At 66.9% G+C, this 11,653-nt stretch carries 11 protein-coding genes; 5 read left to right on the top strand and 6 right to left on the bottom strand.

What is annotated here, in order from left to right:
• Positions 1-1,119: type II toxin-antitoxin system HipA family toxin (locus BMI01S_RS13745; RefSeq protein ID WP_042289504.1), on the top strand; the 1,119-nt coding region annotated here is incomplete at its 5' end.
• 42 nt (positions 1,120-1,161) lie between these two features.
• Here BMI01S_RS13745 and BMI01S_RS13740 read toward each other — a convergent pair.
• Both BMI01S_RS13740 and ydiK read right to left on the bottom strand, forming a co-directional pair.
• A complete protein-coding gene (locus BMI01S_RS13740) occupies positions 1,162-3,843 on the bottom strand; it encodes an ATP-dependent Clp protease ATP-binding subunit (RefSeq protein WP_028210219.1) in 2,682 nt (893 codons plus the stop codon).
• A 184-nt stretch (positions 3,844-4,027) separates the two neighbouring features.
• Positions 4,028-5,122 carry an AI-2E family transporter YdiK gene (gene ydiK / locus BMI01S_RS13735; protein WP_036018052.1) on the bottom strand — a complete coding sequence of 365 codons (1,095 nt, stop codon included), beginning with the start codon at positions 5,120-5,122 and terminating at the stop codon, positions 4,028-4,030.
• Between the two features lie 140 nt (positions 5,123-5,262).
• Here ydiK and surE point away from each other — a divergent pair, with 140 nt between their 5' ends.
• Positions 5,263-6,051, top strand: a complete 789-nt coding sequence (surE, locus tag BMI01S_RS13730; RefSeq protein WP_028230450.1) for a 5'/3'-nucleotidase SurE — start codon at positions 5,263-5,265, stop codon at positions 6,049-6,051.
• A gap of 14 nt (positions 6,052-6,065) precedes the next feature.
• Here the strand turns inward: surE and BMI01S_RS13725 are convergent, their stop codons facing one another.
• Both BMI01S_RS13725 and BMI01S_RS13720 read right to left on the bottom strand, forming a co-directional pair.
• A complete protein-coding gene (locus tag BMI01S_RS13725; protein WP_154671165.1) occupies positions 6,066-6,503 on the bottom strand; it encodes an acyl-CoA thioesterase in 438 nt (145 codons plus the stop codon).
• Between the two features lie 35 nt (positions 6,504-6,538).
• A complete protein-coding gene (locus tag BMI01S_RS13720; protein WP_028210223.1) occupies positions 6,539-7,129 on the bottom strand; it encodes a BPSL1445 family SYLF domain-containing lipoprotein in 591 nt (196 codons plus the stop codon).
• Positions 7,130-7,615: 486 nt separating this feature from the next.
• On the opposite strand from BMI01S_RS13720, the gene BMI01S_RS40790 reads away from it, so the two are divergent.
• Positions 7,616-7,972 carry a hypothetical protein gene (locus BMI01S_RS40790; protein WP_028210224.1) on the top strand — a complete coding sequence of 119 codons (357 nt, stop codon included), beginning with the start codon at positions 7,616-7,618 and terminating at the stop codon, positions 7,970-7,972.
• A gap of 65 nt (positions 7,973-8,037) precedes the next feature.
• On the opposite strand, the gene BMI01S_RS13710 is transcribed toward BMI01S_RS40790, so the two are convergent.
• Both BMI01S_RS13710 and BMI01S_RS13705 read right to left on the bottom strand, forming a co-directional pair.
• Positions 8,038-8,748 (bottom strand): SDR family NAD(P)-dependent oxidoreductase, encoded by a 711-nt coding sequence (locus BMI01S_RS13710; protein WP_028210225.1) that lies wholly within the window; start codon positions 8,746-8,748, stop codon positions 8,038-8,040.
• A gap of 117 nt (positions 8,749-8,865) precedes the next feature.
• Positions 8,866-9,777 (bottom strand): sterol desaturase family protein, encoded by a 912-nt coding sequence (locus BMI01S_RS13705; protein ID WP_028230449.1) that lies wholly within the window; start codon positions 9,775-9,777, stop codon positions 8,866-8,868.
• Between the two features lie 331 nt (positions 9,778-10,108).
• On the opposite strand from BMI01S_RS13705, the gene BMI01S_RS13700 reads away from it, so the two are divergent.
• Both BMI01S_RS13700 and BMI01S_RS13695 read left to right on the top strand, forming a co-directional pair.
• Positions 10,109-11,122 (top strand): hypothetical protein, encoded by a 1,014-nt coding sequence (locus tag BMI01S_RS13700; protein WP_028210227.1) that lies wholly within the window; start codon positions 10,109-10,111, stop codon positions 11,120-11,122.
• Between the two features lie 143 nt (positions 11,123-11,265).
• A complete protein-coding gene (locus BMI01S_RS13695; RefSeq protein ID WP_028210228.1) occupies positions 11,266-11,640 on the top strand; it encodes an EF-hand domain-containing protein in 375 nt (124 codons plus the stop codon).
• Positions 11,641-11,653 lie beyond the last annotated feature (13 nt).

Raw genomic sequence — 11,653 nt, 5'->3', positions numbered from 1 at the left:
AACTACGGCGACGTGCCGGACGTCGCTGGCGTATCGCTCACCATGCCGGTGCGCCGCCAGAGTTACGCGAGCGGCGACCTGATGGGCGTCTTCGCGATGAACCGGCCTGAGGGCTACCTGCGCTTCGTGATAGAGGAACGGCTCGCGCGCTACGGCGCGCCGAGTGACATGTTCCTGCTCTTTCTCGCCGGCCGGAACCAGATCGGGCGGCTCACCTATTCGGTGCCGGGCGAGCGCGTGCCGGAGAGGGAAGGCGAGCGCCTGGAAGAACTGCTCTCTTCGCCCTCGGGCCGGTTGTTCGAGCGCCTGATCGACCGCTATGCGCTGGGCTCCGGCATTTCCGGCGTCCAGCCGAAAGCGGTTGTTCCCCTCGCCGGTCAACCCGCCGCGCGGCCCGCGGAGCACACGGCGCTGCCGCTTCGCACGGTGATCGTGAAAGCGGAAGGCGATGATTTCCCCGGGCTCGCGCGCAACGAGTTCTTTTGCATGTCGGTGGCGAAGGAGGCGGCGCTCGAAGTTCCCGACTTCTGGCTTTCCGACGACGGCAAGCTCTTCGTCATGTCGCGCTTCGACCGCGAGGCGAACGGCACGCCCCTCGGATTCGAGGACATGAGCGTGCTCACCGGCAAGGCGAAGTACGAGGGGAGCTACGAAATGATCGCCAAGGCCGTCGACATCTACACGCGCTCGGACCCGGTGCAGAAGCGGCGCCTTTTCGAGCGCATCGCCCTCTCTTGCCTGCTGCGCGACGGCGATGCCCACATGAAAAACCTGGGAATCCTCTATGCCGATCCAACCGGGCCGCGCAGGCTCGCTCCGGTGTTCGATGTAGTCTGCACGGACATCTATCCCGAGCTGGACGGGCGCATGGCGCTCAGCCTCAACCGCAGCAAGACCTTCCCGTTGACCGCCGAACTCCTTGCTTTCGCGCGGCGCCTCGAACTCGGCACAGCCGAAAGCGAGGCCATCATGGCGCGCCTCCGGGACGCATACCGCAGCGTTGCGGCGCGGCTCGCCGGTGACCGGCGCTTTGGCGAAGACGACCTCCTTTCGAAGATCCGGCGCGCCGTCGAACGCCCGGGCGTCAAGCCCGTCTCGCGCCCCAAACTCATCCGCTAACGGAGGACGCACACGCTGCGAACGGCATACGCACGGATCGCATCAGTCCTTGCCCGCTCCCTGCAATGCGAACGCCATGCGTTTAGCCGCGGCATCATAGCGGCAAACGACTTTCGCGCCCTCCTTCACGTCGCCCTTGAGCATCGCCTTCGCCAGTTCGTTTTCCACCGCCTGCTGGATCTGCCGCTTCAGTTCACGCGCACCGTATTCCGGTCGATACCCCTCTGCGGAGAGATGCTCAGTCACGCTTTCGTCGAACGTCAATTCGATATCCTGACTGCGCGCCATGCGCCGGACCTGCTCGAGCTGCAGCCGCACGATCGCGCGCAGCTCGTCGTTGCTGAGCGGCTGGAACACGATGATTTCGTCGATGCGATTCAGGAACTCGGGCCGGAAATGCTGACGCAGTTCTCCCATCACCGCGCCTTGCATCGATCCTTCGGCGCTCGAAAGGAAGCCCGGCCCCGAGCGCTTCTGGCCCGAGACCACGTCGGAAGCGAGATTGCTCGTCGCGATCACGACCGTGTTGCTGAAGTCCACCACGCGTCCCTTGCCGTCGGTGAGGCGGCCGTCGTCGAACACCTGCAGCAGTACGTTGTAGACATCGGAGTGAGCCTTTTCGATTTCGTCGAGCAGGATCACGCAATAAGGGCGGCGGCGCACCTTCTCGGTCAACTGTCCGCCTTCGTCGTAGCCGACATAACCCGGCGGCGACCCGATCAGCCGCGACACCGCATGGCGCTCCATATACTCGCTCATGTCAATGCGCACGATGGCGTCCTCGTCGCCGAACACCACTTCGGCCAGCGCCTTCGCCAGCTCGGTCTTGCCGACCCCGGTCGGCCCGAGAAACAGGAACACGGCCGTGGGCCGCCGACCGCGCCGCAGCCCGGCGCGCGAGCGCCGCACCGCGTCGCTCACCGCGACGATCGCCTGCTCCTGGCCGATCACACGCTCGTGCAGGCGCTTTTCCATTTCCAGCAGACGCGTGCGCTCCTCGGCCGTGAGCTGCGTGACCGGCACACCGGTGAGCTTCGAGACGATCTCCGCCACGTCCTCGGTCGTCACATCCGAGGTCACGGTGCCGAGTTCCCCTTTCCAGTCATTGGTGGCCTGTGCGAGCGCCTTTTCCTTCCCGGCGATCGGCTCGTCCAGCGCGTGGGCGCGCTCGAAGTTCTTGCGCGTCGCCGCGTAGTCCTGCTCGCGGCGAAGCTGCGCCAGTTCCGCTTCGAGTTCGAGGATCGCCGCGGGCCGCGAGGTAGCCGACAGATGCACGCGCGCGGCCGCCTGGTCGATCAGGTCGATCGCCTTGTCCGGCAGGAAGCGCCCCATTACATAGCGGTCCGACAGCTCGGCCGCCGAGACGAGCGCGTCGTCGCGGATGGTGACATGGTGATGCACCTCGAGCTTGTCGCGCAGGCCGCGCAGGATGTTGATCGTCTGATCCACGCTGGGCTCGGACACGAACACGGGCTGAAAGCGCCGTTCGAGCGCCGCGTCCTTCTCGATGTACTTCTGGTACTCCGCGAGCGTCGTCGCGCCGATCAGGTTCAGTTCGCCGCGCGCCATGGCTGGCTTGAAGACGTTGGCGATATCGAGGCCGCCTTCGCCGCCGCCCTGACCCGCACCGACGATCATGTGCACCTCGTCGATGAAGAGCACGAGGCTCTCGCGCTGCGCCGCGATTTCCTCCATCACGCCCTTCACGCGCTCTTCGAATTCGCCGCGATACTTCGCGCCCGCGATGAGCCCGTTGACGTTCAGCTCGACGAGCCGCCGGCCGCGCAGCGATTCGGGCACGTCGCCGTTGAGCATGCGCTGCGCGAGGCCCTCGGCAATGGCCGTCTTGCCCACGCCCGGCTCGCCGATCAGCACCGGGTTGTTCTTGCGCCGGCGCGCGAGCACTTCCACCACGGTCTCGATCTCGCTCGAGCGGCCGATCACGGGGTCGAGCTTGCCCTCGCTCGCAAGCGCGCTGAGGTCGCGGCTGTACTGGTCGAGTTGCGGCGTCGCGCTCGGACCTTTCGCAGCGGGTCGCTCGCGTTTGTCGCCCTGGGCTTCCACGAGCCGCTGCAGCACGTTCTGGGGCGTGACGCCGTAGCGCGACAGCAGATAGCCCGCGAAGCTTTCCGGCACCTGTGTGAGCCCGAAGAGCAGATGCTCGGGCGCCACGTAGCTGTGGCCCAGTTCGCGCGAGACGAGAAAGGCGCGGTCGAGTGCGCCCTTCAGGCGCGGCGAGACGCCGATGCGGCCGTCTTCGGGCGCGCTTACGCCTTCGCGCTTTTGCGCATTGGCGTCGATGAATGCGCGCACGTCGTCGGGCTGGATGCCGAGGCGCTTGAGAATCGCCGCGCCCGCGTCGTTACCCGCGAGTTCGTAGAGCAGGTGCTCCGTGTCGACCTCGCGGCGCCCGAACTGCACGGCCCGCTCGGCAGCCCGCTGCAGCAATTCGCGCGCCACGTCGCTCAAATAGCGCTCGACGCTGGCGCCGTCGCCGGCTTCCACGGCCTGGGGCGCAAGCTCGGGCGACGCTCCACCCGCGCCGTCCGTCTGCTGTGAACCGCGGAACAGCGCCTCCAGTGGACTCAAGGTACGTTGATGCCGCGTGAGTTGCGCGTAGTGATAGTCGCAAACGTCGAGAAAACGCCGCCTGCCGTCCTGCAACACGGCGACCCGCACCGTCGCGGGGCGCACGCCGCAGATATCGCAGTTGAACTGAGCCATTTCGTCTCCTGGAAACGGTGCGCGACGCGCGGACGTGCGCGGACCGAGGACCAGGGCCGCACGAAGGGTGCCCGCAGGAGCGCCGCCTGAATGCTCTAACGAATGCCGCACTGAAGTTCAGACGTCATCGTAACGTCGAATCGAACGGCGCGTCGTCAAGGAGACGAACGGCTTGCGGGTCGCGCTATCTTGTTCGATCAGGCGTCTTGATGGCTGCCGCCTCGCCGGCGCCGCGTGCGCCAGCGGCCGTATCGCCTATCCACGCGGTCAGCAAAGTGGACGAAACGGCGAGAATCACCGGTCCGATGAAGAGCCCGACGATGCCGAACGCGAACAACCCGCCGAGCACGCCGGCGAGAATCAGCAGCATCGACAGGTTGACGCCGCGCCGGATCAGAACGGGACGCACGAGGTTGTCGAGCATCGCGACCATCACGGCCCACACCGCGAGCAGGATGGCCGCGAGATGTGCATCGTGCATGAACAGCCAGATCACGCCGCCGAGCAGCGGCAGCGTCGGGCCGATCTGCGCGAGACAGAGCATGAGCATCAAGGCGGTGAGCACGGCCGCTCCCGGCACTCCCGCCACCCACAGGCCGATGCCCCCGAGCGCCGACTGCAGGATCGCCGTCACGACGATGCCAAGGGCCACCGCGCGAATCGAAGCGCCCGCGAGCTTGACGGCCTGCTCGCCATAAGCCGGTGCGACGCGAATGGCGAACCGCGTGACATACGCCGCGGCACTCTCGCCCTTGCTATACAGAATGCCCGTGATGATGATGGTGATGAACATGTGCACGACGAACACGCCGACCGAGGCGGCATGCGCAATCAGCCAGTGCGCCGCAATCGAGGCGTAGGGTTCGAGCTGCGCGAGCAGACCGCTCGGACCGGCGTCGGAGAACTCCTGCCATTTGTCGACGATACGCGTGCCGACCACGGGAATGTCGTGGACCCAGGCCGGCGGCGACGTCAGCGCGTATTCAGGCAGCTTGCGGATCAGGTCCATGATCTCGCCGCCGTGCAAGGCCAGCGTCGAGATGGCTTCGTAGAGCGGCAGGACGATCACGACGAGCAGGATCAACAGCATCACGAGCGTGGCGAGCCAGCGGCGGTTGCCGCAACGCCGCTCGATGGCCGTCATCGCGGGCCAGGTCGCGACGACGATGGTCGTGGCCCAGATGAGCCCCGGCAGAAACGGGCGCATGACATAGATGCTGCCGATCGTCAGCGCGCAGAGTATGGCGACGATGAACAGGATGCGGGCAAGGTCCGGCATGGCTTGCGGCTTCACGTACTTCTCCTCACAGCAGGGCGCGCCTCATGGCGCCGACGCGCTAGTCTATCCCGGATATGGCGCCCGAACGCACTCTGGAATAATGGCGTTGTCCCCGACCTTGCAACGAAAAAGAGCCAGTCATGTCAGCCACCGAAACGAAACTGCCCTGCGTGCTCCTCACTAATGATGACGGTATCGAGGCACCCGGCCTCGCCGTGCTCGAAGCCGTAGCCGCCGAACTCGCCGATGAAGTCTGGGTCGTCGCACCGGAACACGACCAGAGCGGCACCTCGCACTCGATCAGCCTGCATTCGCCGCTGCGCGTGAGCCGGCGCGGCGATCGACGCTTCGGCGTGGTCGGCACGCCGGGGGATTGCGTGGTGATGGCGGTGCGTCAGCTCATGGGCGATGTGCGCCCTTCGCTCGTGCTCTCGGGGATCAACCGCGGCGGCAACCTCGGCGTGGAGACGATGTTCTCGGGCACGGTGGGCGCGGCCATGACGGGGCTCCTGCTCGGCCTGCCATCCATCGCGTTGAGCCAGACCTTTCGCGACCGCGAGCGCGTGCGCTGGGACACCGCCCGCGCGCTCGCGCCCGATGTGATACGCCGCCTCGCTGCCGTCGCGCACGATGCGCCCGTCTGCCTCAATGTGAACTTTCCCGATATCGACGCGAGCGCCGCCGGGCCGCTCACGGTCACGCGCCAGGGCGTCGGGCTCGTGCAGGGCATCGACGTCGTGCCGCAAATCGACCCGCGCGGCATGGATTACTACTGGCTGCGCTTCAATCGCGGTCCGCGCGAAAACGGGCCCGACACCGAAACGGCCATGGTGAACGCCGGGCGCGTTTCGGTTACGCCACTGCAATTCGAACGCACCGACGAAAAGACTTTTGCGACGTTGCAGGCGGCGCTCGGCGGGACCGCCTGATCATTGCCCTGGCGTCATTCGCGCGTGGGGGCCGCCATCGACTTTTCGATCGCCATGCGAATATCGTCAGGAATGCCGATCGACTTGTGAGTGTCGAGCGAGGTCGTCACGATCGTCTGGCGCGCCGCCATGCGCAGCACGCCGTCCACGCCCGTGCAGGCCCACGCGAGCGTGAGCGAGGCCCCGCCGAGCCGTACGACGTCGAGCGAGAGCCAGACCTCGTCGCCCATCTTGCTGACCGCCTTGAAATCCACTTCGAGCCGCACGGTCGGCATGCCCACGCGGCGTGCGCCGATCACACCGTGATAGCCCTCTTGCGGCAGCATCTCGTCGAACCACGATTCGACGAGATCGTTGAACAGCACGAAGTACTGCGGGTAGAACACGATGCCTGCGGGATCGCATTCCGAGAAGTGAATCTTGTGCTTGCGGCGGTACGTGGGCGTCGCCATGCGAGGGTCTCCCTTCATTGCTGATCTCGCTCGCTTCAGATGACGAGCCGCGACACCTTCACGCCTTCCAGCGACACCCCGGCCATCAGGCCCGCGTTGGTCAGCACGAATGCTTCCACGGGGCTCGTGGCGGTCGAGGTATCGACTTTCCCGTTCGCGCCCACGGTGACGAGCGCAACGGTGGCGTCCGCGCCCGCCGACCACCCCTGGCTGTTCGTGAACGCATCGAGCGCGACCGGATTCATGAACGCGAAGATGATCGCCTTGGACTGCGCGCCGATCTGCAGGCCAAACGAGGCCGCCACCGTGCTGTAGTAGCCCGTGGTGCGGCCGCCCACGCGCAGCGCGCCGGTGCCGTACTGCCCGCCGATCCAGAAGCCCGCCGCCAATACCTGCGGAAAGACGAGCACGCCGCTCGACTTCGAGATCAGTTCCTGCGACCCGCTCACGGTGTCGTAGAGGCGCGCGAGCGTGGCGTCGACGCCCGCGTCGATCGAGTTGCGCTTCGCCGCGTTTTGCGAGGCGCTGTTCTGCGAGCCGAGCGGGGTCGTCGTGCAGCCGGCAAGCGCGAGACCGCCGGCGGCAAGGGCGGCACTGGAACTGAGGAGGAATTGACGTCGGCGCATTAGGGGATTCCTGTGCAAATGTGGCATCGATTGCCTGCGTCGGCCCGATGGTGCTCGACCGGACGGGCCGCGCGCGAGGCGCTACAGGATAGCGGGCATGGCCTGCTGCGCCGGCCACGGCCGCTCATCCTTGGGGGTATAGGACCAGGCATCGTACATCGAGTTCGGCCGGCGATGCGGGAATAAGCGTTGCATGGTCGCGCCCGCAGCCATGCCGCGCCTGCCCATGGAGGCGCGGCTCGCTCGCGCCGAAGCCGCGCTGCCTTCCGGCGCGCGAGCGCTACCGCCGCGGCTGCGCGCCTGAAAACCGTCTCATGCCGCCCGGCATCGTGCTTGCGCTCATTGGCACGAAGATGGTGGCGGTCCGGTTCTTCGACCGTCTGCCGTTCGGCCGCGCGTAGAGGCGACCGCGGTAACCAGCGGACACAATTGCGTCTGAACCTGTCTGCGCCAAACAGTTTCAAACGTATATCTCCGGAGATCATCGTGTTGCGGCTAATTTCAGCATTGGGGACGGCCGCAGTTCTCGCAGGCTGCGCCGCTCCCTACCCGGGCTATCCCGGCTATTACGACTATGGGTACGGCTACCCCTACTATTCCGGCTATCCATACGATTCCGGCTATCCGTACGCCTACGGTTACGACCCCTACCCCGGATATGTCGGCGGGGGGTATGGCGGTATCGCCATCTGGGGGGGTGGCGGCGGCTATCACCACGGCTGGCATGGCGACGGCCATGGCGGCTGGCACGGGGGCCACGGCGGCTGGCACGGCGGCGGCGGCAGCACGTGGCAAGGCGGCGGTGGCGGCATGGGCCACGGCGGCGGCGGACACGGCCACTAGCGCGCCGTGCCGTGAGTCCCGCGCTGCGTAGTCCCGAGCGACCCGCAAGGCCGGCGGCGTCTTGCTTACAAGCGCCCGTTCACCGGAATAAGCGCTCCCGTAATCGCCTGGGCGTCCGCGCCCAGCAGGAAAGCGATCACAGCGGCGATCTCGCGCGGTTGCACCCAGCGCGTGAAATCGGCGTCCGGCATGTCGGCGCGGTTTTGCGGCGTGTCGATGATGCCCGGCAGAATCGCATTCACGGTGATGCCCTTGTCCTTCACTTCCTCAGCGAGCGCTTCCGTCAAGCGCGCCACGCCCGACTTCGAAGCCGAATAGGCCCCCGTGCCGAGCGTCGCCTTCAGACCCGCGCCCGCGCCGATGTTGACGATGCGGCCCGCACCGCGCTTCACCAGATAAGGCAGCGCGGCCTTCGAGGCATTGAGCGCCGTCTTCACGTTCAAATCGAACATCAGGTCCCAGGTGCGCGCGTCGCCTTCGCCGATGGTCTCCCAGCGAAACGCGCCAGCCACGTTGACGAGCGCATCGAGGCCGCCGAGGCGCTCGTCCAGCGTGGCGCAGGCGGCCTGCGCGGCCTGCGCATCGACAAGATCGACGCCAGCGAGGCAAAGCGCGCCAGCGAGCGAGGCAGGCAGCGACGCCGCATCGGGCGCGGCGCCTCGGCCGATGAGCGCCACGCGGGCGCCGCGTTCGGCCAGCAGTTGCGCCGTTGCCATGCCGAGAATGCCGAAGCCGCCCGTCACCGCGACCATCCTGCCATTCAAACCGGTTTCCATGATGTTCCTTCAGTGACGTTCCTTCAGTGACGTTCTTTCAGCGCCGTTCTTTCGATGAGTCTCGCGTGATCCAGACGAGCGCCGCTGTGGCCACGTTACGCGAGGCGCGCTCTTCGATCAACCTCGCGTGCGCACCGTTGCGAGCGCGCGCTGCTTGCGCAGGTTCTCGGTGGTTTCGCCGCCGCCGTCCGCACGCCAGCCCGGCGGCAGTAACACGTAGCGCACGGCAGTCCAGATGTCCTTCGCCGTGAAGACGTCACGCGCGAGCGTCGCCCAGTGCTCGAATTCGACGACGAACGGATTGCGCGAGCGCACGGGCGTCACGAGACCGTAACGGCACGGCTCCTCGGCGCGCTCTTTTACATACGTGCCGAACAGGCGGTCGAAGACGATCAGGACTCCGCCATAATTCGCATCGAGGTAGTCGACGTTGGACGCATGATGCACGCGATGATTCGACGGTGTATTGAACACATGTTCGAGCCAGCCAAGCCTCGGAATCCACGTGTTGTGCAGCCAGAACTGATAGAGCAGGTTGAACGAAAGGATAGCGAGCACGACTTCAGGGCGCACGCCGAGCCACACGAGCGGCGCGAAGAACATGACCGGCCCGGCGAGCTTGCCGGTCCAGCCGAGGCGGTACGCCGACGAAAGCGTCAACTGGTTGGGTGAATGATGAACGGCGTGCGTGGCCCAGAAGAAGCGGATGCGGTGCGAGGCGCGGTGATACCAGTAATAGCAGAACTCCTGCCCCAGGAAAACGAGCAGCACGAGCGCAACGCTGTCGAAATTCAGCGTGAAGAGCCGGTGTTCCCACGCGAAATCGAAGACAGGCGTGGCGAGCGAGAGCGGCAGGAGTGCGAAGAGCTTGCGACCCGTGAGGTCGGCGAGCGAGAGCCAAACTTCAGACCAATCGAAGGCCGCGTCGTGTTCGCGGCGCTTGCCGAAGGTGAGCACGCACGCCTCGATCAGCGAGACGATGACGACGAACAGCGTGACATAGAGCGCGATTTTTCCGGTGGTGTGCATGATGGATGGTGTGCGATGAGCGCGCAGGGCGCGGTGAACGAAGACGCGTATTGCACGGAAGCGAGCCGGCGGCGCGTCGGATGAGAGGCACTGTAGTGGCGCACCGCGCGAAAAACCACGCGCAAAGTATGTCGCGATATGTCATGCGGCACGGCCCGCGCAGTGCCGCCACCTGCCCGCAGCGCCGTGCAGGTGCGGCGGGCGAGGCCAGCGTCTCGCGCCGTGTAACACCGCGACATCCTTTATGAGGCGACGGGAGCAGAAGGCCGCCCTATAGTTCGTCCCGCTGACACGCCACGGCGTGCCCGGAAACGAACCTCAAGGACCTCTGATGAAAACGCTCCCCCTCGTCGTCGCCGCGCTCATCGGCTTTGCCAGCGCCCCCGCGTTTGCGGGCTGGTCCGGCCACGGCACGGCCTACACGCCGCACGGCACCTACAGCGGCGCGCATTACGGCTCCTGCAGCGGCGGCACCTGCTCGCATGCGGGCGGCGCGATTGGCCCCTGGGGCGGCGTCGCGACCAACAGCGGCTCGGTCACGCGCACCGCGCCGGGCCAGTTCAGCAACAGCGGCACCGCCTATGGCCCGAACGGCCGCTCGGTCCAGCACTCGGGCGATACGAGCTGCGCGAACGGGACCTGCTCGCACACCGGCTCGCTCGACGGCTCGGATGGCCGCAGCGCGAGCACCTCGGGCAGCGTGACGCACAGCGCGCCCGGCCAGTACTCGTCGACGGGCACGGTCACGACGGGCAACGGCAACACTTACGGGCACTCGGCGTCCACCGCCTGCGCGGGCAGCACGTGCTATCGATCGGGCACCGTCACCGGCACACAGGGCGGCAGCGTCTACCACTCGGGCAGCGCCACGGGCGTCGGAACCGGCGTGGTGACGACGGGCGGCGGCACGACCGTCGTCCACGGCGGCACCGTTTCCACCGGCGGCACGACCGTGGTCGCTGGGGGTACGGTTTCGACAGCCGGCACGGTCACGGCAACGGGCGCGACGGTCGCCGTCGTGGGCACCCCGGCGCCCGCGCCGGTGATCGTCACGCCGCCGCCGGGCACCGTGTACGTCGCCCCGCCGCCGCCCGCGCCGAAGACGGTGGTCGTCGCACCGGCCCCGGCACCAGCACCGCAGACGGTTTATATCGCGCCTTCCGCGCCGAAGACTGTCTATGTCGCGCCGCCCGCGCCGAAGGTGATCTACGTGGCTCCGCCGGCGCCCAAGGTCGTCTATGTGGGGCAACCGCTGCCGCGCGCCGTGTACATCGCGCCACGTCCCGCCGTGTGGGTTCCGGGGCACTGGGTTGGCCGCGTCTGGGTGCCCGCCCACTGGGCGTGAACCACTGGGCGTGCCCCACTGGGCGTGCCCCCTCTGAGGCGGCTTCGCCTTCGCTCCCGCAGACGCCGCCCTTCCTCCTTCGTTTCGCACCCGCTTTAATCAACCGGCCGGCAAGCTGTGTCGGCCGTCTCACGGAGAACATCATGAAGAAGATGATCGCATCGCTCGTTTTGTGTATCGTTTCAGCAGCCGTTTCGCTGCCGGCGTCGGCCGAGGCCTGGCCGGCCAACGCCGGTGCCACGAGCGGAGCGACAAACGGGCCGGCAAACGGGGCCGCAAGCGGACCCACAAGCGGCGCCGCGAACGGCAGCGCGCGCGTCGAGCGCATGATGGCGCAAGTGCAGAGCCGCTTCGCCGCCGCGAACACCACGCACGACGACAAGCTCACGCGCGAGCAGGCGCAGGCGGGCATGCCGATGGTCGCGCAGCACTTCGAGGAAATCGACGCGCAGCAGGCCGGTTTCGTCACCCTCGCGCAGATCGAGGACTTCATGCGAGCGCGCGCAGCAGCCCGATGAACGCCGGAGGCGT

The sequence above is a fragment of the Paraburkholderia mimosarum LMG 23256 = NBRC 106338 genome (assembly GCF_000739815.1).
In the GTDB taxonomy this organism is placed as follows: Bacteria; Pseudomonadota; Gammaproteobacteria; order Burkholderiales; family Burkholderiaceae; genus Paraburkholderia; species Paraburkholderia mimosarum.
The sequence above is the reverse complement of the archived record's forward strand: the minus strand, read 5'-3'. Positions and strand labels throughout refer to the sequence as shown.